Below are 21,545 nucleotides of genomic sequence, written 5' to 3'. Positions count from 1 at the left end.
AGTCCCGTCAGTCCCGTCTCTGTCCTGTCAGTCCCGCCTGTCCCGTCTCTGTCCTGTCAGTCCCGCCTGTCCCGCCTGTCCCGCCTGTCCCGCCCCAACCTCCGCTCACAGCAAGGGAACCCAACCCTCATGACCAACCGAAGTCTCACCCGCAGGCTCAGTGCCGTCCTGCTCACCGTGGCGCTCGGCACCGGCACGCTCGCCGCGTGCGGCGGCGACTCCGACAAGGACGGCAAGAGCACGTCGGACTCCGCCGCCGACGCCGGTTTCCCGCGCACCATCAAGCACGCGATGGGCAGCACCGAGATCCCCGCGAGCCCGGAGAAGGTCGTCGTGCTCGACACCGGCGAGCTCGACGACGTCACGCTGCTCGGCATCAAGCCGGTCGGCGCGGTCTCCCCGCACTTCAAGACCGCGGGCGGCTTCCCCTCGTACCTCAAGGACAAGATCGGCGGGGTGAAGGACGTCGGCCCGATGGAGGAGCCGAACCTGGAGCTGATCGCCTCCCTCAAGCCCGACCTGATCCTGTCCTCCAAGGTCCGCCACGAGAAGGTCTACGACAAGCTCAAGGCGATCGCCCCGACCGTCTTCACCGAGACGACGGGTGCCCCCTGGAAGGAGAACCTGAAGGTCCACGCCAAGGCGCTCGGCAAGGAGAAGCAGGCCGACGCCGCGATGAAGAGCTACGAGGCGCGCGCCAAGGCCCTGGGCGAGTCCATCAAGAAGAAGTACGACGGGAAGATGCCGTCGGCCTCGGTCGTCCGCTTCATCGCGGGCCCGACCCGGCTCTACCAGAAGTCCTCCTACAGCGGCATCGTCCTGAACGACATCGGCCTGACCCGCCCCGCATCGCAGAACTCGGCCGACCCCGAGAAGCCGATGCTGGACGTCAGCCCCGAGCAGATCGACAAGGCCGAGGCCGACCTGATCTTCGTGACCGTCGCCGACGCGCCGGACAAGACCCAGAAGAAGGACGTCACGTCCAACCCCGTCTGGAAGGACCTGAAGGCCGTCAAGCAGGACAAGGTCTTCACCGTGCCGGACGAGACGTGGATGTCGGGCATCGGCGTCCAGGCCGCTGAGCACGTCCTCGAGGACGTGGCGAAGGCCACCGGCGTCGAACTCCCCAAGAAGTAGCACTTGTCACGGGGACGGCCCCTCACAAGGCCGTCCCCGTTCCCTCCCACGCACCCACGCACTCGCGTTCACACCCGGAAGTGGACTCGCCCATGCGGCTGTACGTCCTTGCCCGCAACCCCACCGACTCGGTCACCGAAGGCTTTCTGCCCGCCGCCCGCCGACTCGGCCTCGACGTCACCCTCCTCACCGATCAGCCCGAGTCCCATCGGACCGAGGCACATCGGACCGAGGCACATCGGACCGAGGCACATCAGTCCGAGTCTCCTCTGCCCGGACACCCGGACCTGGAGATCCTGGAGTGCGACGTACGCGATTTCCGCGCCGTCATCAGCCGGATCTCGACGCACCACACCCCCGACGCCATCTTCACCAACAGCGACCACCTGCAGACCCAGACCGCCCTGGCCGCCGAGTACTTCGGGCTGCCCGGCAAGGACTGGCGGGCGGCGCTGCGCACCAAGGACAAGGCGCAGATGCGCCGCCATCTCGCCGCCGCGGGCGCCGACGCGGTGTGGTCGGCGGAGCTCGCCGCGGGGCAGGATCCGGCGGAGCTCACCGCCCTCGACGTGCCGTACCCGTGCGTGCTCAAACCCCGTGAGGGCGTGGCGAGCGAGGACGTGGTCCTGGTCGACGGGCCCGACCAGCTCGTGAAGCGGTGCGCGGAGATACAGGCGAGGCGCCCCGGCGCCGCGCTGGTCGTCGAGGAGTATCTCACCGGGGAGCTGTGCACCCTGGAGACCCTCGGCGACGGCCGGCTGCGGCACGTCCTGGGCGGCTTCCGCACGGACGTGTCCCCGCCGCCGTACTTCATCGAGGAGCGGCTCGCCTTCGAACCCGCGCATCCGGAGCCGGTGGTCGCGCAGGTTCTCGCCCAACTCGACGCGCTGGGCGTCGGGTTCGGCGCCTGCCACACGGAGTTCGTGGTGGCGGACGGCCGGGCGCGGCTCATAGAGGTCAACTACCGCGCCATCGGCGACCAGTGCGATCTGCTCCTCGCGCAGCTCCTCGGCATCCCGCTCTTCGAGCACATCCTCCGTACGCATCTGGGCGAGCCGCTGCCCGCCGATCTGGGCGCGCGCGCCGACGGCAGAGCCCGGCTCGACTATCCGTGCGCCCAGCGCGCGGGAACCCTGACGGCGGCCCCGTCCGCGAGTGAAGTGACACTCGACGGGGTTCAGTTGACGTACCGTCCGCTGCGCCGGGTCGGCGAGCGGCACGAGCTGTACGGCACCAACCGTGACTTCCTCGGTGTCGTGCGCGCCACCGGCACCGACCAGTCGGCGGTGGACCGCGCCGTGGCGGACTTCCTCGCCGCTCAGCACTGGGAGATCACCCCGTGACGCGCCCCACGGACCTGGCGCCCACGGACCTGGCTCCTGCCGCCGGGACCGGGACGGACCTCCTGCTCCGCGTCCTGAGCACCCTCCTGCGGGAGGACGTCGTGGGGTGGCGCACCCGCAGCGAGCCCGTTCGGCGGCCGGACGGCCTGTGGCTGCGGCTGCGGCTGCGGCTCGCCCTTCCGGCGCGGGGCGCGGCGACCGGTGACGCCTTACTGATGGCGGTGCACGAGGACGGTTTCCAAGGCGTGTACGCCGCCCGGCTCCCCCTGCTCCTGCGGGAGTCCGACGGCTCCGAACTCGGCGACGCGCACACCGTCATGGCCGCACTCCGCGATCTCGCGGATCCGGCGGACCGCGCCGGGTTCGACGCCTTCGCCGAGGAGTGCGGGCTGGCGCTCGACGCCGTGCGGCTGCACGCCGAGACACGCGAGGAGGTCGACGGCCTCCTCACCGACCGGTTCGGCAAGGACCCGGCCACCTGGACCGGTCTCGCCGCCGGGCTCGGATACGACACCCTCGCCGCGCGGGCCGATCACCCGGTCTATCCGACCTCGCGCGGCCGATCCGGACTGTCCGTCGCCCAACTCCGGTCGTACGCACCCGAGTTCCATCCACGCTTCGCGCTGCGCCGTCTCGCCGTGCCGCGGGAGGACGTCACCGTGGGCGGCGGCACCGACACCTGGCTGTCGCCCCTGGCCGCGGGCCTGCCGCAGTACGAGGGGAGCCACTACCTCTTCCCCGTGCACCCGTTGACCGTCGGCGGCCCCCTGCGGGACGCGCTGCGCGCGGCGGGGCTCGACGGGCGGGCCGAGCTCCTTGACGGGCCAGGCCCCGACGTCGTACCGACCCTGTCGATGCGGACCGTCGCCCGCACCGCGGACGCCTCGCACCACCTCAAACTGCCGCTCGCCACCGCCACCTTGGGGCTGCGCAACCGGCGCACCATCAAACCCGGCACGCTCGTCGACGGCGCCGCGGGCCAGCGGCTCATCGAGAGCGTCATCGCCCGTGAACCGCGCTTCCAGGGCGTCGTCCTGCACGCCGACGAGACGCGTTACGCGCACGCCGGGCACGAACTGCTCGCCGTGCTCCTGCGCCGGTATCCGGCCGGCCTCGACGAAGCCGTCGTCGTGCCGATGGCCGCCCTGCTGTGCCCGGTGCCCGGCGGTGCGGGACCGCTGCTGATCGACCGGCTCGCCGAGCGGTTCCACGGCGGCGATCCACTCGCCCTCCTCGACGCCGCACTCACCCTGCTCTTCGACTGGCAGACCACCCTCTTCGCCTACGGCATCGCCCTGGAGTCGCACCAGCAGAACATCTCGCTGGTCCTGGACGAGGAGGCACCGGGGCGGACTCGCCTGCGGCTGCTGCTCAAGGACAACGACGGGCCGCGCATCCACCACGCCCGGCTCCGTGACGTCATGGGCGAACAGGCCCCCGATCCAAGGGAGTTCGACGACGCGAGGATCTTCGTCGACGGCGACGGGCCCGTGCTCGACCTGTTCACCACCATCACCGTCCATCTCTGCGCGGGCGCCTACGCCTTCGGGCTCGCCCGGCACGGCCACGCCCCGCTGGACCGGTTGCTGCGGCTCGTGCGCGACCGGCTCGCGGAGGCGGTCGCGCGGCTCGGCACGGGCCCCGGAGAGCCGGGAGCGCCGCTGCGCACGCACGTCCTGGACGCGGCGGAGCTGCCCGTCAAGGCGATGGTCACCGCGGGCACCCTGCTCTCCAAGGAGCGCTCCGGTGCCGCCGACATCAACAAGCACTACACGACAGGCCCCAACTACCTTCTACGAAGGGGAACTTCGTGATGGCCACCGCTTCGTCACCGCGCGCACTCACGGACGGCCCGGCAGTGGGGGCCGAGTTCGGGCGGCGGCAGGTGCACGCCGTCGCCGCCTGCTACTTCGTGGCGTCGTTCGCCGCGCTCGGACTGCCGCCGTTCCTCACCGAGATCCTGCCGGGGCTCGGTGACGCGACCGCCCGCTGGGCCGGGCTCCTGTACGTCGTACCGACCGTGTTCGGCGCGCTCGGCGCCCCGCTGTGGGGCCGTGCCGCCGACCGCTACGGCCGAAAACGGCTGCTGCTGCGGGCCCAACTGGGCCTCGCCGTCTCGTTCCTGCTCGCGGGCTGGGCCGACTCGCTCGGCGCGTTCACCGCGGCGCTGGTCCTCCAGGGCATCCTCGGGGGCACGTTCGCCGCGTCCAACGGCTTTCTGGCCGCCGCGCTCACGGGCCCGAGCCTGTCCAGGGCGCTGACGCTGATGCAGGGTGCGGCGCGCGCCGCCCTCGTGCTCGCGCCGATCGCCGTCGGCTCGCTGGCACCGTGGATCTCGCCGCACCGCCAGTACGCGCTCCTTGCCGTCCTGCCGCTGGCCGCCGCCGCGATGCTCGCCCTGCTCCCGGAACCGGGTGCGGAGCCCGCCGAAGCGGCCGTGACCGGGAGGCAGGACGCCGAAGGACCGCTCACCCCCCTCACCGCGCTCTACGCCTTCGAGTTCGCCTTCGTCTTCTCCACCGTCATCTCCTTCCCCTATCTGATCGCGCTGATCGAGGACCGAATACCCGGCGTCTCCCCGGTCGCGTCCGGCGCGCTCTTCGCCCTGCCGCACCTGTGCTACCTGCTCTTCGCGATGCGGGTGCACCGGCTCTTCGAGCGCCGCCCCGGACCGGGGATCGCCGCCGGGTTCGCCCTGGTCGCGCTCGGCCTCGCCGGGCACGGCGCCGCCGATTCACTGCCCGCCTTCGTCGGCGTGCGGCTGCTGCTCGGCGCCGGGCTCACGCTGGGCCTCGTCAGCCTGTCCGTGCTGGCCGCCGACTGCGCCAAAGGCCGCCCGCCGGGCGGGATGTTCGGCTCGCTCGAGCTCGTCTCCAAAGGAGGCGCGGTCGCCGCCGGCCTCGCCGCGGCCGCCGGCAGCAGCCTGTTCGGCCCGTCCGCGCCCGTCCTGACCGGCACCGTGATCGCCCTGGTGGCCCTGATCGCCGCCGCCCTTCCCGCCACGTTCCGCCGCTAGTCCGCATCCGCTGGAGCCGTTGATGTCCTTGCCGACCGGCACGTTCCCCGCCCAGTCCTGGGGGCCGCCCGCCCCGCCTTCCCCGTCCGGCGCCGCGCTCGCCGGGGCCGCCGCGCCCACCGGTCTGCCCAGCGCCGACCAGGCCGTGACGCACACCCTGCTCAACTGTCTGCTGCGCGAGGTCTCGGGCCCCGAGCACCAGACCGCCGTGGTCGACGGCAACCTCCTGCTGCGGCTGCCGCGCCGCGGGGTCCTGCTGCGCGTGGCGCTGCGCCGCGCCTCCCTGCTCGGCGCCCACCGCTTCACAGGACCGGTGACCGAGCAGCGCGACGGCCGCTGGGTGGGGGTGGACTGGCCGCGCCTGGCCGAGTACACGCACGCCGAGCTGTTCCTGCGTACGGGCGTCAGCAACGAAGAGTTCCTTGAGCAGATCGCCTCCAGCCACGAAGGGGTCAGCGCCGCGATCGCCGCCGAACGCCCGGCGCCCGCCCCCGTCGGCGACCAGTCCCCGAAGTGGCTTGCGGGCTACCTCGCCTCCGAGCGTTCCCTGCTGTTCGGCCACCGCTTCCACCCCACGCCCAAGGCCCGCGGCGGCGACCTGTCCGACTGGTCCGCGTACGCTCCCGAGACCGCGGCCGCCTTCCCGCTGCGCCACCTCGCCGTACGGGAGCACCTCGTCGCCGAGGAGACCGCGCGGCCGGACGCCGCCGCTCCCCTCGACCGCCTGGGCGACGTGCCGGACGGCTACCGGCTCCTTCCCGTGCACCCCTGGCAGTACGATCTGCTGCGCGACCACCCCGGTCTGCGCGCCGCCCTCGACCGCGCGGACGTCGTCGACCTGGGGACCGGACGCTCCCCCTTCGCGGCCACCGCTTCGGTGCGCACGCTGTACGACGGCGGCACCTTCCTCAAGTTCAGCCTCAACATCCGCATCACCAACTGCCTGCGCAAGAACGCCAGTTACGAACTGTCGGGCGCCGTCGCGCTCACCCGCGTACTCGAAGGCGCCCTGGACGACCTGGCCGTCCGCTTCCCCGGCAGCGCCGTGCTCCGCGAACCGGCCTACCGCAGCCTCGCGCTGCCGGGCCCGGACGGCCGGCCCGACCTCGCCCTCCTGGAAGGCTTCGGGGTGATCGTCCGTGAAGGGCTCGCCGGGCGGCTCCGGCCGGGGACGACGCCGCTGCTCGCCGGGGCCGTGGCGGACGAGTACCCGACGGGGCCCGGCCACATCTCCCGCCTCCTGGACGGCGCGGGGCCCGAGCGCGCCCTCCAGTGGTGGGGTGCCTACCTGCGGCTCCTGCTGCCGCCCGTGCTCGCCGCATACTTCGACCACGGCCTGGTGCTCGAGCCGCATCTGCAGAACGTCCTCGTCTGCGTCGACGAGGACGGCATGCCCGCCCAGGTGCTCTTCCGCGACCTGGAGGGCACCAAGCTCCTGCCCGAGCGCCACGCGGACACCCTGGCCGCGCTGCCGCCCGAGGTCGCGGGCCCGATGACGTACGACGCACAGCGCGGCTGGGACCGCGTCATCTACTGCCTCCTGGTCAACCATGTCGCCGAGCTGCTCGCCGCGCTCGCCGACCTCCACCCGCACACCGAACCCGCACTCTGGTCCCAAGTGCGGTCCACCCTGCGGGAGTTCGCCACCGCGCACGGCTGCCCGCCGCGCCTGAGCGCGCTGCTCGCCGGGGTGCCACTGCCCGCCAAGGCCAATCTGCTCACCCGCTGGGAGCGCAAGGCCGACCGGGACGCGGGCTATGTCCGCCTCACCTCTCCGTTTCCGCTCACCGAGCATGTGCGGGACCTCGGTGCCCGCCCCGACGTCCCCTGGAGCGCCGCCGGATGACCACTCCCCCCTCGGTCGTACGTGACCGTGCCCTCTCCCTCGCCGGCGGGGAACTGCCCGCCTATCTGTACGACCTGTCGGCGCTGAGCACCCATGCCGCCGCCGTACGCGAGACGCTGCCCCCGCAGGTGGAGCTCTACTACGCCGCCAAGGCCAACCCGGAGCCGGAGATCCTGGCCGCGCTCTCGCCGTACGTCGACGGCTACGAGGTCTCGTCGGGCGGCGAACTCGCCCATGTCGCCAAGGCGGTGGCCGGGCGCCCGCTGGCCTTCGGCGGCCCCGGGAAGACCCCGGACGAGATCGCGGCGGCACTGGATCTCGGCGTGCGGCGCTTCCATGTGGAGAGCGCGTACGAACTGCGGATGCTCGCCGCGCTGGCCGCCCGCGTGGCCCCGGAGACCCGCGTCGACGTCCTGCTGCGGTTCAACCTCCCCCTGGACGCCGAGGCGCTCGCGGGCAGTTCACTGGCGATGGGCGGACGCCCCACGCCCTTCGGTCTGGACCCGGCGGAGGCGGACGACGCGGTCGCCGCCTTCGCGTCCGGCGATCTCGAGTGCCTCGAACTCGTCGGCGTCCACGCCCACTTGGCCAGCGGGCTCGACGCGCCGCAGCAGCTCGCGGTGGCCGCGTCCGTCGTCGCCTGGTCGCAGGCGCTCGCACGGCGGCACGGCATCCGGCTCACCGAGGTCAACGTCGGCGGCGGGATGGGCGTGGACTACGCCGACCCCGAGGCCCGCTTCGACTGGGCTCGGTACGGTCAGGGCCTCGCCGAACTCTGCGCCGCGCACCCCGAGTTGACGCTGCGCATCGAGCCGGGGCGCGCGCTCACCGCGTACTGCGGCTGGTACGCCACCGAGGTCCTGGACGTGAAGCGGAGCCACGGCGAGGAATTCGCGGTGGTGCGCGGCGGCACCCATCACCTGCGCACCCCCGCGGCCAAGGGACACGACCAGCCCTGCGCGGTGCTGCCGACGCGCGCGCCGTGGCCGCACCCCTGGCCCCGGTCCGAGGCGCGGCAGGACCGGGTGACGTTCGCGGGCCAGCTGTGCACGCCCAAGGACGTGCTCGCACGGCGGGTCGCGGCGCCCGGACTGCGGGCGGGCGACCGGGTGGTGTTCGGGCTCGCGGGTGCGTACGCGTGGAACATCTCGCACCACGACTTCCTCATGCACCCGCGGCCGGGCTTCCACTTCCTCTGAACGCTCTGAACGCTCTGAACGCTCTGAGCGCCGGTCCCACCCCCGGCCCCAGAACCCGCGGCCCCAGAACCCGCGGCCTCAGAACCCCCGGTCCCACCGCACGGTGTTGAGCAGCGGTGCTCCGGTGGTCAGCCGCCGCCAGTTGTCCAGGAACAGGTCGAGCACCTGCTGGGTCTCGCCGCGCGAGCCGCCCCCGGTGTGCTGGGTGAGGATCACGTTGGGGCAGCTCCACAAGGCGTGCCCGGCGGGTAGCGGCTCCTCGCGGGTGACGTCGAGGACGGCGCCGCCGAGGCGGCCGGAGGCGAGGGCGGTGACCAGGGCGTCCTCGTCGGCGAGCGTGCCGCGGCCGGCGTTCACGAAGACCGCGCCGGGGCGCAGCAGGCCGATGCGGCGCTCGTCGAAGAGGTCGGCGGTCTCCTCCGTACCGGGAAGGAGGCCCACGACGATGTCGAACTGGGGCAGCCGGGCGTCGAGTTCCTCGCGGGTGCGCAGGTCGCCGTCGCCGCGGGCGAAGTGCGACACCGTGCAGCCGAAGGGGGCGAGGAGTCCGGCGAGGCGCCGGGCGATGGCGCCCCGGCCCAGGATGAGGACGTCGGCGTCGCCGAGCAGGCGCAGTCCGGGGCGTACGTCGTGGCGTGCCCAGGTCTCGTCGGCCCGCAGCCCGGCAAGGACGTCGATGCCGCGGTACAGCGCGAGTATCCCGGCGAGGCAGGTCTCGGCGACGGGCTCGGCGAAGAGACCGCCGAGGTTGGTGACGGTCAGGCGCTGTTCGAGGACCGGCCAGTCGAGGCCGAGGTAGCTGTCGATGCCGACCGATGCGAGTTGCAGCCAGCGCAGCTCGGGAGCCCCGGCCACGCACTCCGGGCGGGGATTGCCGAGGGCGATGTGGGAGGCGGCGAGGGCTCGCGCGTCGTCGAGAGACGCCGAGTCGGGCTCGGCGAACCACACCGGTCCCGGCACGGCGGCGCGGATCCGTTCCCGCTCGGCGCAGTCGAGGGGCAACTCGACGTACAGGGCGGCGTCGTGCGGCAGAGCGGGAAGCGGGTCAGGCTTCTCCGCGTGCTGTGCGAGGTACGGCGAAACGTCTGGTGCACGACCCATTCCTGAGACCCCCGTGGTTAGGAAAACGCTGGTGAACACGCGTTCACCGAACCTAGGGCTTTGCCTCCGGGGTGGTCAACCGGGATCCGCGGCCCCGCACGTGCCGTCAGGCGCTTCGGGCCTGCCGGCGGTAGCCGCCGGGGGCCAGTCCGTACTCGCGCTTGAACGCCTTGGCGAACGCGAAATCGGAGCCGTAGCCGGCTTGCGTGGCGACGGCGATCAGTGGGATGTCGGACTCGCGCAGCAGCCGGGCCGCGGTCGTCATGCGCCAACGGGTCAGATAGGCCATGGGCGGCTCGCCGACCAGCGCCGCGAACCGCCGCGCGAAGGCCGCACGCGAGAGCCCGGCCCGATCGGCGAGCGACTCCACGGTCCACTGGGCGGCGGGATCCTCGTGGATGGCCGCGAGCGCCGGGGCGACCGCCGAGTCGCCGAGCGCCGCGGCCCAGCCCCGCGCGGCCGCCGGGGGCTGGTCCTCCAGCCAGGCGCGCAGGATGTAGAGCAGCAGCGAGTCGATCAGCGCGGGGACGATGCCGGACGAGCCGATCCGCGGGTTCTCCAGCTCCATCCCGAGCAGTTGGACGGCGGCGCTCAGCTCGGGGTGGCGGCCGTGCCCCGTCCGGAGATGGATCACCTCGGGCAGCTGGCGCACCAGGGGGTGCGGCCGCCCCTGGTCCAGGTGGTAGTTGCCGCACAGGAGGCTGGTCAGCGCGCCGTCGCCGCCCAGTTTCAGCGTGCCGACCGGCGATCCGGCGCAGAACTGCTCGGGTCGCTCCTCCTCGGCCGGTGTGGACGGGTGGTCGGAGAGGATGTGGCCGCGCCCGTCGCGCAGGAAGACCACATCACCCGGGCTCAGGGCGATCGGCTCCTCACGGGGCGGGCCGTCGCCCAGCGGGACCAGCCAGCACGTCCCGTACAGCACCACATGGAAGCCCGCCCCGGCGACGGACGGCAGCCGAAGCCCCCAGGGGGCGCGGCCGTCGGTGCGGACGGACGACGGCAGCCCGGTCCGCATCGAACTCAACGCCTCGGTCAGGATGTCCACGCCTTCACCCTACGGTGAGCACGACCTTGCCCTGCACCCGGCCGGAGCCGACCACTTCATGCGCCTTGCCCGCCTCTTCGAGCGGGAACGTCTCCTGCACATGGGGCCGGATCCGTCCCTCGTCGATCAGGGCGGAGATCGCCTCGAGGGACGCGTAGTCGGGCTCGACCATGACACCCGCGAAGTGCCGCCCCGCCGCCTCGACCTCGGCCGCGAGCTCCTTGTTTCCGTGCTCCATGATGCTGACCAGCGTGCCGCCGGGACGCAGCACGCTCAGCGAACGCGCGCCGTCCGCGTTGGAGTCGAAGACGATGTCGAGATCACGTACCGCGTCCGTGAAGTCGGTGACCCGGTAGTCGATCACCTCGTCGGCGCCGAGGTCCCGGAGGAACGCGTGCCGCGGCTCGCTCGCCAGCGCGATGACGTGCGCGCCCCGCGCCTTCGCGATCTGCACCGCGAAGTGCCCGACTCCCCCGGCGGCGCGGTGGACAAGGACCCGGTCGCCGGCCTTCACGCGGGCGGCGTCCACCAGGCCCTGCCATGCCGTCAGCGCGGCCAGCGGGACGGCCGCCGCCTGCGCGTGGTCGAGCGACGCGGGCTTGCGGGCGACCTGCCGCGAGGGGGCGGCGACGTACTCGGCATAGCCGGTCGCGGCGCGCGGGAAGAACGGCATCCCGAACACCTCGTCGCCCACCTTGAACCGGGCGCCCGGACCGGCCTCCTCCACCACTCCCGAGATGTCCCAGCCCACGCCGAACGTCCCGCCGAGGAGCGGATAGACCCCCGACCTGACGGCGATGTCCACGGGGTTCACGCCGCTGGCCCGTACGCGGATGAGCACCTCCCCGCCGAGGGGCTCGGGCCGGTCGATGTCGACGGTCTCCAGGACCTCGGGGCCGCCATAGGAATGCTGGACAACTGCACGCACGGGAACTCTCCCTTGTCGTTCGGGGTTGATGTCCTCAACATTAGGGAGATCGAATGAGCCGCGTAATGGTTCAATGTCTCGGAAACATGTCCCATCGTCTTGATCAGGGATTCTCTCGGCTCACCCGGCGCCTGCCGTTCCTCAGGCCCGCGCCGGGTGCGGGCGCTCGATGGCGACCATGGCGGCGTCGTCGCCCAGGCGTCCGCCGACGTGGTGCAGCAGGTCACGCCGGAGGCGGCGCAGGAACGCCTCGGGGTCGGTCTCGGTCCAGCCCGCGATGCGCTCGGTGAGCGGATAGAAGGTGCCGGAGGCGTCGCGGGCCTCGCTGACGCCGTCCGTGTACAGCAGCAGGAGGTCTCCCTCCTCGAACGTGAACGTGTCGACGTGATAGCCCCCGCGCACCAGCTCGCCCAGGCCCAGCGGAGGCGCCGGCCGCTCGGCGTCCATCGTCATGGCGCGGCCGTCACGCAGCACGACCGGCGGTGGATGCCCGCAGTCGATCATGCCGACCCCACTGCCGTGGTCGGGGATCTCCAGGACGGTCGCGGTGATGAAGGTTTCGTCGGACTCGTCCGTCTCACCGGGTTCGGGCACGTCCCCGGCACACACGCTTCCGTCGAGAAAGGTCACCAGTTCCCGCAGACTCGCCTGACGGTGGGCGGCGGCCCGGAACGCGCCGAGCAGCAGCGCGGCCTCATCGACGGCGGTCATGCCTTTGCCCCGTACGTCGCCGACGATCAGCCGGGTGCCGGAGCCGGTGCGGACGGCCGCGTACAGATCGCCGCCGATCTGCGCCTCGGCTTCGGCGGCGAGATAGAGGGAGGCGACGCGCAGCGGTCCGATCTCCCTGGGCAGCGGCCGCAGGACGACACGCTGGGCCGTCTCGGCCACGTACCGCACCTGTGTCATCTCGCGGGCGCGGCGCTCGCGCAGCACGCAGAAGACCACGAGGCTCGAGCCGACCAGGATGAGGGCCATGATCTGCGCCTGATGGTTCGCCGAGAACAGCTCGTCCCGGTCCCGGATGACCCCGATGACCGCCTGGGCCACCACCGCGAGCGCGGCGACCAGACCCGTCATCCAGGGGCCGCCGAAGGAGGCGGTGATCGCCGGGGCCGCGACCAGCAGAGGACCCAGGTGAATGTCGGGCGGTGCGAGGACGTCGACCACGGAGACCGCCACGATCAGCGCGATCGGGATGGCCACCATCGCACGACTCGCTCGCGCCGACCCACGGACCGGCAGGAGGCGCTGCGACACACCTCATCTCTACACCTCTCCTGCCCCGCACGCACAACCAGCCGAAGACGGCCCCGAGGCACCAGGGATTGAGCCGCTCGGATGGCGCGCGCTGTCCCTGTGCTCACCCCTTGCGGGCCACGACAAGCCGCCAGTTGGGGCTGCCGTCGGCCCGGCGGCCGAACTCCTCCAGCGGATACAGCCGCACCGTGAACCCGGCGCGGACCAGGTCCTCGCGGACCTCGCGCAGCGGGAAGGTCCGGTAGTACATGACGAACGGCGGCCGCCACAGCGCGTTGCGCACCCGCATCACCGCGTCGAAGCCGAGCATCGCCCAGTAGAGCGGCGCGGTACGGGGCGGCGGCGCGCCGATCGGGAAGGCGAACATCCCGCCGGGCCGCAGCGCCCCGAAGACCTCGGCGAAAAGGCGTGGCCGCTCGGCGGGCAGGAAGTGGCCGAACGCGCCGAAGCTGACCGCCAGGTCGAAGGCATCGGCGAAGGGCAGGGCACGGGCGTCGGCGCGCACCCACTCCACGCGTGGCCCGCCGCCCCGCCCAGGCACGGTGGCCCTGGCCGCCGCCAGCATCCCGGCGCTGAAGTCGACGCCGGTGACCCGCTCCCTGCACAGCGGCCGCAGCGTCTCGACACCCGCGCCGGTCCCGCAGCAGACGTCCAGGCCCGCGTCGAACGGGCCGAGGTCACGCAGCGTGTCCGCGACCGCGTGCAGCATCCGGTCGGGCGTACGGAAGGGGGTGTGGTCGAACTTCGGAGCCAGCAGGTCGTAGCCGCGCTCGATGGAGGAAAGGGCTTGCACGGCCAGTTCGCGGAGTGTGGGTCCCTGAGAGGTGAACACCGGCTCCACCCTAGCCAGCGGGCGCGGCAGCGGGCTCGACCATGGACAAACCAGGGCATATCTTGGTAATGACGACGACTCGGAAGACAAAGGGGGTCGTCATGGTCGAAGAGCTGCTCGCAGCAGGGGCCGCGACCGCGTGCGCGGGATTGGTGTACGTGGGGGCGGCGGCCAGGGTGGTCAAGCAGTACGAGCGGGGTGTGGTGCTCCGGCTCGGGCGGCTGCAGCGTGCGGTGCGCGCCCCCGGGTTCACGATGATCGTGCCGATGGTGGACCGGCTGCACAAGGTGAACATGCAGATCGTGACGATGCCGGTCCCGGCGCAGGACGGCATCACGCGGGACAACGTCACGGTCCGGGTGGACGCCGTCATCTACTTCAAGGTCGTCGACGCTGCCGAGGCCGTCGTCCAGGTCGAGGACTACCGCTTCGCGGTCTCGCAGATGGCCCAGACGTCCCTGCGCTCGATCATCGGCAAGAGCGACCTGGACGATCTCCTCTCCAACCGCGAAAAGCTCAACCAGGGCCTGGCGCTGATGATCGACTCACCCGCCATCGGGTGGGGCGTGCAGATCGACCGGGTCGAGATCAAGGACGTATCGCTGCCCGAGACGATGAAGCGGTCGATGGCCCGGCAGGCCGAGGCGGACCGTGAGCGCCGGGCGCGAGTGATCAACGCGGATGCCGAACTGCAGGCCTCCAAGAAGCTCGCCGAGGCCGCGCACCAGATGGCGGAGGAGCCCGCGGCTCTCCAGCTCCGCCTCCTGCAGACCGTCGTCGCCGTCGCCGCCGAGAAGAACTCCACCCTCGTCCTGCCCTTCCCCGTCGAACTCCTACGCTTCCTCGAACGGGCCCAGCAGGCACAGCCACCGGTACAGCAGACACAGACGCTGCCGCCCGCACCACCGGCCCCCGCGGCGGGGCCGATGCCCAAACGGCCCACCGCCGCATAGGCAAGGTCCCAGCCGTTCGGGCCTGAACCAGCTTGGGAGGCTTCCTTGGACCGCATCGCGTGATCCGCCCTTGACCAGTGCCCCCAGGGCACGGGCCGGTTCGGCGGCAGGGAAGCACGGCCGCCGATGTGGCCGGTAACCGCCAGGAGGTCTATCGGGTCGAGCCAGGGGTCGGGTAGACGTATCGCGGCCGTAGATCCTCCGCCCAGCACCAGGAAGGATGCCTCATGACCCGTGCCCGGACCACCACCGCGGCAGGCAAGACCCGGTTCGACGACATCTACAACGAGCCTGACCCCCGCGCCTACTTCCGTACGCTCTCCCCCCTTGAGTACGAGATACCGCACCAGGCCCAGGACGTCTTCCGGCGCACGCTCGCCCAGCGGTCCGCGGTACGCGGCACCCAGCTCCCCGTCACGGTCCTCGACCTCTGCTGCTCGTACGGGATCAACGCGGCGCTCCTCAACCACGACCTCTCGCTCGCCGACCTGTACGCGCACTACACCGGCCCCACGACCAACGGCCTCAGCCGGGGTGAACTCATCGAGTGCGACAAGGAGTTCTACGCCTCGAGCAGGCGGGCGGACGCGGTCCCCGTGATCGGCCTCGACACGGCCGACAACGCCACGCGCTACGCCCTCGAGGTGGGATTGCTCGACGAGGCGTATGCCGAGAACCTCGAACGGCACCCGCCCAGCGCCGAGCTGCGCCGCGCCGTCGCCCGGGTCGGTCTGATCACCGTCACCGGAGGCATCGGCTACATCACCCACCGCACCTTCGGCGCCCTCCTGGACGCGACGGCCCTGCCGGTCTGGGTGAGCGCGTTCGTGCTGCGCACGGTGCCCTTCCAGGAGATCCTGGCCAGTCTCGACGCCCATGGCCTCGCCACCGAGACCGATCCCGAACGGACCTATCCGCAGCGGCTGTTCAGCGATCCGGAGGAACAGCGCAGCGCCGTCGAGCTGGTGCGCAAGGCCGGTGACGACCCGGCGGGCCTGGAGGCCGACGGGCGCTACTACACCCGCCTCTACCAGTCCCGGCCCCGGCCCGCGTAACCCCCGAATTCGGCGGGTGCGGGCGCGGCCGGACCGCGCGCCGCACCCGCCCGGCCGATGGCCCCGCGCCGTCAGCTGCCGAAGTCAGCTGCTGAAGAACTCGCTGACCTGCTGCGCGAACTGACGCGGCTGCGCCTCGTGCACCGCGTGCCCGACCGGGATCGTGATCAGCTGGGAGTCCGGGATCGCCGCGGCCATGTCGGGGATCCGCGCCTGCGACATGCTGCTGTCCGGTCCGCCCGCCACGATCAGCGTCGGCGCGACGATCTCGCCGAGCCGCTCGGCCCACTCCGGGTCGGGGGTGTCGACCTGGCCGCGGATGGCGGGGACCACGGGCCAGTCGTAGTCGATGGGCCCGTCGGGGCGCTCGGCCTCGACCGGTTCGCGCGGGTAGGGCGGCGGCGTCTCCTCCAGGACGAGGCGCTCGACGCGGTCGGGATGCTCCTCGGCCAGGAGGTAGGCGACGACGCCGCCCATGGAGTGGCCGACGACGCCGACGCGGTCGAGGTCGAGCTCGTCGAGGAAGCCGAGCACGTCTTCACACATCAGCTCGAACGAGTACTCGTCGGGCCAGTCGCTCTCGCCGTGCCCGCGCAGGTCAAGGGCGTACACACGCCATTCCTCGCCGAGCATCTGCCCGGCCTCGTCCCAGTCCGCCGATGAGCCGCCGAGCGCGTGCAGCAGCACGACGGGAGCGCCGTACGGGTCGCCCCAGCTCCGATAGGCCAGGCGTACGTCGCCGACATCCACCACCGCGTGATCTTCCATGGGCCCGACGCTACAGCGCGAAGACGTCTAGACCTATTGAGCGGTGGCCCGCACCCATGCTAGAAAGCGCTTGCTCCTCGCGTGGCCCCTTCTGGCTCCCCCCTCCCACCACCATCGGAGACCCCATGCACTCTCCTTGGTCCCGCCGCTCCTTCCTGCTCACCACCAGCGCCTCCGCGCTCGCCCTGACCTCCTCGGGTCTGCTGCCCTCCGCGGAGGCGGCGGCCGCCGACGAGGCGGCCGCCGACGCGTACGAGGCGCTGCGCGCCAAGTGGCGCACCCTCATCCTCGGCGAGGGCTTCTCCCCCACAGCCGAGCCCTTCAAGAGCCGCCTCGCCGAACTCGGCGCCACGGCACGGCAGTTGCGCAACACCATGGCGCCCGCGACGGGATCCCTGTGGCCCGACGCCTCGTACGCCGACCCCGAGCCGGACACCGACCAGGAGTCGTACGGCTACTCGGCGAACGTGGTGACCGGCTACAGCAGGCTCAACACCATGGCGCAGGCCTACCGCCAGGAGGGCACGGGCCTGACCGGCGACGCGGGCCTCAAGGCCGACATCCTCACCGGCCTCGACCACCTCTACACACAGGTCTACAACGAGAACCAGGCGCGGTTCGGCAACTGGTACAGCTGGCAGATAGGCGCCCCGCAGCATCTCCTCGACGTCTGCGTCCTGATGTACGACCACCTCTCGGCGACCCAAGTGGCCAACTACTGCAAGGCCGTCGACCACTTCGTGCCCGACTCCGCGGTGGGCAGTTACACCGGTACGAGCACCGGCGCCAACCGCGTGGACCTGTGCCGGGTGCTCGCCCTGCGCGGGGTCGTCGGCGGCAGCTCGGCGAAGATCGCCCTGGCCCGTGACGCGCTGTCCCCCGTCTTCCCGTACGTGACGACCGGCGACGGGCTCTACACCGACGGCTCGTTCATCCAGCACACCACCGTGCCCTACACCGGCTCGTACGGATCGGTGATGCTCGGCGGCCTCGGCATGCTCTTCTCGCTGCTGCGCGGCTCCAGTTGGGAGGTCACCGACGCCAAGCGGCAGATCGTCTTCGACGCCGTCGAGAAGGCCTGGGCGCCCTTCCTCTACAACGGCCTCGTCATGGACGGCGTCGCGGGCCGCGCCATCAGCCGCGGCCTCGCCGCATCCGACGCCAAGAAGATCCAGGCCGACGACCATCTGCGCGGCCACCCCATCATGTCCGCGATCGTGCTGCTCGGTCAGGGCGCGAGCGCGGCGGAGAACGCCCGCTGGCGCGGCCTGGTCAAGGGCTGGATGCGCCGCGACTACTACAGCCCGCCCCTGAGCGACCCCTCGCTCGGCCTGACAAGTCTCGCCCGCCTGAAGGGAGTTGACGACGACGCCTCCGTGACCCCGGCCGCCGAGCCCACCGGGCACCGCCTCTTCACCAACATGGCGCGCGCCACGCACCGGCGCCCCGGCTGGGCGGCGTCGATCAGCATGGCGGACCCCCGCATCACGTACTACGAGACGGGCAACGGCGAGAATCTGCGCGGCTGGCACACCGGATCCGGAATGCTCTACTGGTGGGGCGACACCTACGCCAACGGCCAGTACAGCGACGCCTTCTGGCCCACCGTCGACCCCTACCGGCTGCCCGGCATCACGGCCTCCCGCAAGCCGCTCGCGGACGCGGCGGGCGGCGACTGGGGCGCGTCGCTGCCGGACGTGAAGTGGGTGGGCGGTGCGAGCGACGGTCAACGGGCCGCCATCGGCCAGTACTTGAAGGGCCTGCAGAGCACGCTGCGGGCGAAGAAGTCCTGGTTCTGCCTGGACGACACGATCGTCTGCCTGGGCGCCGGCATCGTCTGCACGGACGGCGCGGCGATCGAGTCGACGATCGAGAACCGCAACCTCGGCCCGACGGGTACGACTCCCTTCCAGGTAGACGGAGTCACCAAGCCGACCAGCACCCCCTGGTCCGCGACCCTGCCCGGCGCCAAGTGGGCCCACATCGGGGGCCACGGCGGCTATGTCTTCCCCGGCGGCGCGACGGTGAAGGCGCTGCGCGAGGAGCGCTCCGGCAAGTGGAGCGACATCAACAAGGGCGGCGCCACGACCGCGATCGCCCGCAAGTACCTCACGCTGTACGTCGATCACGGCACCGCCCCGACGAACGGCACGTACGCCTATCAGCTGATGCCGGGCGCGTCCGCCGCCCAGACGGCGGCCCGCGCCGCGGACACCGGCTGGCTGCGGATCCTCGCCAACTCCGATGACCGGCAAGGCGTTTCCGTGCCGTCGCAGGGCTTCACCGGCGTGAACTTCTGGTTCGGCGGCACGGCGGGCCCGCTCACCGCGAGCGCCCCCTGCTCTGTCCAGATCAGCGAGAACACCGACGGGACCGCGGTCGTCTGCGTCAGCGATCCGATGCGCGCGCAGACGTCCCTGACGCTCACCTGGAACCGCGCCGTGTCCGCGGTGACGTCCAAGCCCGCCACCGTCACCTCCGCGACGACGGGCGCCTCGCTGAAGCTGACGTTCGGCGATCTCAGCGACACCTTGGGCGCCACCCAGCGGGTGACCGTCACGCTGGGGTGAGCGGGCGCGTGCGGCGGGCGCGGGCCTGGGCCAGGCCGCCGAGTACCAGGGCGATCAGGCCCACCACCAGGGCGACGATGGCCCCGCCGAGGCCGTTGCCGGTACCGAGGCCGCCGTCGGCGGTGGCCGTGACAAGACCGCCCAGGGTCACGGCGATCAGCCCCGCCGCCAGAGCCGCGTTGGCTCCGAGCCGCCCGGTGCCTGTGCCCAGGCGACCGGCGGGGCGGGCCAGCGCAAGGCCGCCGGCGACCACGCCGATCAGCCCCAACACGGCTGCCGTGGTGGCCCCGAGGCGTCCGGCACTCATGGAGTACACGTCGGCGGCGGTCATCAGGGGTCCTGACGAGATCATGTCCTTCTCCTCATTCTTCGTTAGGGCTCCGATCCTGTCGCCGGGCGCGCCACCGGTCGTCCCGCAGGCGCAGACACTTCGTGCTGCCGCGGATGTGGCAGGGGGCGCGGAAGTACTGCGTACGCGGTAGGCGTCCACCCCTTCGTCAGCCGGACTCCCCCGCCACGGCGTCCGGCTAGGGTGCCCGCATGAGCACAGGACGGTTCGGCGTTCCCGCCGGTGTCAGGGACGGGGTGGTCGCGGTCTGCGTGGCAGGGGCGCTGCTGATCGCCGGGCGGTCCGAGCAGCACTCCGCCGCGGATCTCGACGTGCTCGGCTACACCTTGTTGGCAGCGAGCGGCCTCGCGCTCGGTGCGGGCCGCCGGGCTCCGGTCGCGGTCCTGGCCGCCACCGGGCTGTGCGCGATGGGGTATCAGGCGGCCGGTTTCGACGTGCCGGTCGTCGCCTTCTTGTTCGCGGTGTACGCGGCCATGCGGGCGGGACACCGCGTCGTCACGGTGGTGGCGAGCGTGCTGATGCTGGCAGCGCTCCCCCTCGCCGCCCTGGTCTCCCTGCACGACACGGGCGAGGCGTACGCACGGGCCCGCGGCGCCCTGGAGATTGCCTGGCTGATCGCGGCCGGCGCCGCCGGGGAAGCGCTGCGGCAGGCCGAGCGGCGGGCCGACGAAGCCGAACGCACCCGCGAGGAGACCGCGCGGCGCCGTGCCGACGAGGAACGGCTGCACATCGCGCGGGAGTTGCACGACTCGCTCACCCATCAGATCTCGGTCATCAAGGTGCAGTCGGAAGCCGCCGTCCATGTGGCCCGCAAGCGCGGCGAAGCGGTGCCGGAGGCCCTCCTGGCGATCCGGGACGCAGGCCGTGAGGCGACCCGGGAGCTGCGCGCGACCCTGGAGGCGCTGCGCGACGACGGCAAGGCCCCGCCGCACGGGCTCGCGCACATCCCGGAGCTGGTGGAACGGGCCCGTGGCAACGGCCTGGACGCGACGCTGACGATCGAAGGGCGACGCCACGATGTGCCGGCCACGGTGGACCGCACCGCCTACCGCATCGTCCAGGAATCGCTCACCAACATCGCCCGGCACGCCGCGGCCGACACGGCGTCGGTCCGGATCGATTACCGGCCGGACGCCCTGGCCATACGGGTCGACGACGACGGGAAGGCATCGCCGGACTCCGTCCCGGTGCCCGGCGTCGGGCTGCTCGGGATGCGCGAACGCGTGACCGCCCTGGGTGGCCGCCTGCACGCGGAACCCCGTGACGAAGGCGGCTTCAGCGTCCAGGCCGAGCTTCCCGTGGAGCGTATGTCGTGATCCGTGTCCTGCTGGTCGACGACCAGCCGCTCCTGCGCAGCGGCTTTCGCGCGCTCCTCGACATCGAGGACGACATCGAGGTGGTGGCCGAGGCCGCCGACGGGCAGGAGGGCGTGGCGCTGGCCAGACAGCACCTGCCCGACATCGCGCTCGTCGACATTCAGATGCCCGTCGTCGACGGCATCGAGGCGACCCGGCAGATCGCCGCCGACCCGGCCCTGGCCGGGGTGCACGTCGTGATCCTGACCAACTACGGCTTCGACGAGTATGTCTTCGACGCGCTGCGCGCCGGCGCCGCGGGATTCCTCGTCAAGGACATCGTGCCCGAGGACCTGCTGCACGCGGTGCGCGTCGCCGCGCGCGGCGACGCGCTGCTCGCACCGTCGATCACCCGCAAGCTGATCGACCGGTACGTCACGCAGCCGCCCCACGCCATCGTCGGCGAAACGGAGTTGAAGGGCCTGACCCATCGCGAGCGCGAGGCCGTCGCCCTGGTCGCGCAGGGCCTGTCCAACGACGAGATCGCCGGGTGCATGGTGATCAGCCCGTTGACCGCGAAGACCCATGTCAACCGAGCCATGACCAAGCTTCACGCCCGCGACCGCGCCCAACTGGTCGTTCTGGCCTACGAGTCCGGCCTGGTGGCCCCGCGCGACCGCTGATCGCCAGGCGCATATGTCCCGCGCCTATAGCACCGATGCTTTCCGGTCGACCCCAGATTCCGATAGAAAATCAAATCACCTTAACCCGCAGGTCAGGCGGTCGTTTCGGCTTGCATCACCGGCTCCGGTCCATATGCTGGACACCCTTCGCACGCCCCTCCCGCC

18 protein-coding genes are annotated in these 21,545 nt (G+C 71.9%); 11 read left to right on the top strand and 7 right to left on the bottom strand.

Annotated features, from left to right (window positions below; genetic code table 11):
• The first annotated feature begins 129 nt into the window (after positions 1-129).
• The 6 genes from E2651_RS04870 to E2651_RS04845 all read left to right on the top strand — a co-directional run bounded on the left by E2651_RS04870 (position 130) and on the right by E2651_RS04845 (position 8,541).
• The gene (locus E2651_RS04870; protein ID WP_135329732.1) at positions 130-1,137 is read left to right on the top strand and encodes an iron-siderophore ABC transporter substrate-binding protein; all 1,008 of its coding nucleotides are present in this window, start codon (positions 130-132) and stop codon (positions 1,135-1,137) included.
• A 92-nt stretch (positions 1,138-1,229) separates the two neighbouring features.
• Positions 1,230-2,480, top strand: a complete 1,251-nt coding sequence (locus E2651_RS04865) for an ATP-grasp domain-containing protein (RefSeq protein ID WP_135329731.1) — start codon at positions 1,230-1,232, stop codon at positions 2,478-2,480.
• A complete protein-coding gene (locus tag E2651_RS04860) occupies positions 2,477-4,294 on the top strand; it encodes an IucA/IucC family siderophore biosynthesis protein (protein WP_135329730.1) in 1,818 nt (605 codons plus the stop codon). Before E2651_RS04865 ends, E2651_RS04860 begins: the two co-directional genes overlap by 4 nt.
• Positions 4,294-5,496, top strand: a complete 1,203-nt coding sequence (locus E2651_RS04855; protein WP_135329729.1) for an MFS transporter — start codon at positions 4,294-4,296, stop codon at positions 5,494-5,496. Before E2651_RS04860 ends, E2651_RS04855 begins: the two co-directional genes overlap by 1 nt.
• Before the next feature lie 22 nt (positions 5,497-5,518).
• Positions 5,519-7,342 (top strand): IucA/IucC family protein, encoded by a 1,824-nt coding sequence (locus E2651_RS04850; RefSeq protein WP_135329728.1) that lies wholly within the window; start codon positions 5,519-5,521, stop codon positions 7,340-7,342.
• The gene (locus E2651_RS04845) at positions 7,339-8,541 is read left to right on the top strand and encodes a type III PLP-dependent enzyme (RefSeq protein WP_135329727.1); all 1,203 of its coding nucleotides are present in this window, start codon (positions 7,339-7,341) and stop codon (positions 8,539-8,541) included. Before E2651_RS04850 ends, E2651_RS04845 begins: the two co-directional genes overlap by 4 nt.
• A 78-nt stretch (positions 8,542-8,619) precedes the next feature.
• Here the strand turns inward: E2651_RS04845 and E2651_RS04835 are convergent, their stop codons facing one another.
• The 5 genes from E2651_RS04835 to E2651_RS04815 form a co-directional block, all read right to left on the bottom strand.
• Positions 8,620-9,642 (bottom strand): D-2-hydroxyacid dehydrogenase, encoded by a 1,023-nt coding sequence (locus E2651_RS04835; RefSeq protein WP_135329726.1) that lies wholly within the window; start codon positions 9,640-9,642, stop codon positions 8,620-8,622.
• Positions 9,643-9,748: 106 nt separating this feature from the next.
• On the bottom strand, positions 9,749-10,687 hold the full coding sequence (locus E2651_RS04830; RefSeq protein WP_135329725.1) for an AraC family transcriptional regulator: 939 nt from the start codon (positions 10,685-10,687) through the stop codon (positions 9,749-9,751).
• A gap of 4 nt (positions 10,688-10,691) precedes the next feature.
• Positions 10,692-11,615 (bottom strand): NADP-dependent oxidoreductase, encoded by a 924-nt coding sequence (locus E2651_RS04825; protein ID WP_135329724.1) that lies wholly within the window; start codon positions 11,613-11,615, stop codon positions 10,692-10,694.
• A gap of 141 nt (positions 11,616-11,756) precedes the next feature.
• Positions 11,757-12,824 carry a PP2C family protein-serine/threonine phosphatase gene (locus tag E2651_RS04820; protein WP_135329723.1) on the bottom strand — a complete coding sequence of 356 codons (1,068 nt, stop codon included), beginning with the start codon at positions 12,822-12,824 and terminating at the stop codon, positions 11,757-11,759.
• Between the two features lie 154 nt (positions 12,825-12,978).
• Positions 12,979-13,707: a class I SAM-dependent methyltransferase gene (locus E2651_RS04815; protein WP_135329722.1), complete on the bottom strand. Its 729-nt coding sequence runs from the start codon at positions 13,705-13,707 to the stop codon at positions 12,979-12,981.
• Between the two features lie 101 nt (positions 13,708-13,808).
• Here E2651_RS04815 and E2651_RS04810 point away from each other — a divergent pair, with 101 nt between their 5' ends.
• Positions 13,809-14,660 (top strand): slipin family protein, encoded by an 852-nt coding sequence (locus tag E2651_RS04810; protein ID WP_135329721.1) that lies wholly within the window; start codon positions 13,809-13,811, stop codon positions 14,658-14,660.
• Between the two features lie 227 nt (positions 14,661-14,887).
• Positions 14,888-15,715: a hypothetical protein gene (locus tag E2651_RS04805; protein WP_135329720.1), complete on the top strand. Its 828-nt coding sequence runs from the start codon at positions 14,888-14,890 to the stop codon at positions 15,713-15,715.
• Positions 15,716-15,799: 84 nt separating this feature from the next.
• On the opposite strand, the gene E2651_RS04800 is transcribed toward E2651_RS04805, so the two are convergent.
• Complete coding sequence (locus E2651_RS04800) at positions 15,800-16,483, bottom strand: alpha/beta hydrolase (RefSeq protein ID WP_135329719.1); 684 nt, start codon at positions 16,481-16,483, stop codon at positions 15,800-15,802.
• 125 nt (positions 16,484-16,608) lie between these two features.
• Here E2651_RS04800 and E2651_RS04795 point away from each other — a divergent pair, with 125 nt between their 5' ends.
• Positions 16,609-19,053 carry a polysaccharide lyase 8 family protein gene (locus E2651_RS04795; protein WP_135329718.1) on the top strand — a complete coding sequence of 815 codons (2,445 nt, stop codon included), beginning with the start codon at positions 16,609-16,611 and terminating at the stop codon, positions 19,051-19,053.
• On the opposite strand, the gene E2651_RS04790 is transcribed toward E2651_RS04795, so the two are convergent.
• Positions 19,040-19,405: a DUF6223 family protein gene (locus E2651_RS04790; RefSeq protein WP_135329717.1), complete on the bottom strand. Its 366-nt coding sequence runs from the start codon at positions 19,403-19,405 to the stop codon at positions 19,040-19,042. The genes E2651_RS04795 and E2651_RS04790 overlap by 14 nt on opposite strands.
• A 188-nt stretch (positions 19,406-19,593) precedes the next feature.
• Here E2651_RS04790 and E2651_RS04785 point away from each other — a divergent pair, with 188 nt between their 5' ends.
• Both E2651_RS04785 and E2651_RS04780 read left to right on the top strand, forming a co-directional pair.
• A complete protein-coding gene (locus E2651_RS04785; RefSeq protein ID WP_135329716.1) occupies positions 19,594-20,718 on the top strand; it encodes a histidine kinase in 1,125 nt (374 codons plus the stop codon).
• Entirely contained in the window at positions 20,715-21,380 is a 666-nt protein-coding gene (locus E2651_RS04780; protein WP_135329715.1) for a response regulator transcription factor, read from the top strand. The genes E2651_RS04785 and E2651_RS04780 overlap by 4 nt, the downstream gene beginning before the upstream one ends.
• Positions 21,381-21,545: the final 165 nt, after the last annotated feature.

This window comes from Streptomyces sp. MZ04, from assembly GCF_004684775.1.
Classification (GTDB): Bacteria; Actinomycetota; Actinomycetes; order Streptomycetales; family Streptomycetaceae; genus Streptomyces.
This window is presented reverse-complemented; position numbering and strand designations above follow the sequence as displayed.

Coding starts and splice junctions, on each gene's coding strand:
- E2651_RS04800 (WP_135329719.1), bottom strand. CDS start 16,483: ATGGAAGATCACGCGGTGGTGGATGTCGGCGACGTACGCCTGGCCTAT.
- E2651_RS04790 (WP_135329717.1), bottom strand. CDS start 19,405: ATGATCTCGTCAGGACCCCTGATGACCGCCGCCGACGTGTACTCCATG.
- E2651_RS04845 (WP_135329727.1), top strand. CDS start 7,339: ATGACCACTCCCCCCTCGGTCGTACGTGACCGTGCCCTCTCCCTCGCC.
- E2651_RS04870 (WP_135329732.1), top strand. CDS start 130: ATGACCAACCGAAGTCTCACCCGCAGGCTCAGTGCCGTCCTGCTCACC.
- E2651_RS04795 (WP_135329718.1), top strand. CDS start 16,609: ATGCACTCTCCTTGGTCCCGCCGCTCCTTCCTGCTCACCACCAGCGCC.
- E2651_RS04820 (WP_135329723.1), bottom strand. CDS start 12,824: ATGGTGGCCATCCCGATCGCGCTGATCGTGGCGGTCTCCGTGGTCGAC.
- E2651_RS04785 (WP_135329716.1), top strand. CDS start 19,594: ATGAGCACAGGACGGTTCGGCGTTCCCGCCGGTGTCAGGGACGGGGTG.
- E2651_RS04855 (WP_135329729.1), top strand. CDS start 4,294: ATGGCCACCGCTTCGTCACCGCGCGCACTCACGGACGGCCCGGCAGTG.
- E2651_RS04810 (WP_135329721.1), top strand. CDS start 13,809: ATGGTCGAAGAGCTGCTCGCAGCAGGGGCCGCGACCGCGTGCGCGGGA.
- E2651_RS04805 (WP_135329720.1), top strand. CDS start 14,888: ATGACCCGTGCCCGGACCACCACCGCGGCAGGCAAGACCCGGTTCGAC.
- E2651_RS04850 (WP_135329728.1), top strand. CDS start 5,519: ATGTCCTTGCCGACCGGCACGTTCCCCGCCCAGTCCTGGGGGCCGCCC.
- E2651_RS04835 (WP_135329726.1), bottom strand. CDS start 9,642: ATGGGTCGTGCACCAGACGTTTCGCCGTACCTCGCACAGCACGCGGAG.
- E2651_RS04865 (WP_135329731.1), top strand. CDS start 1,230: ATGCGGCTGTACGTCCTTGCCCGCAACCCCACCGACTCGGTCACCGAA.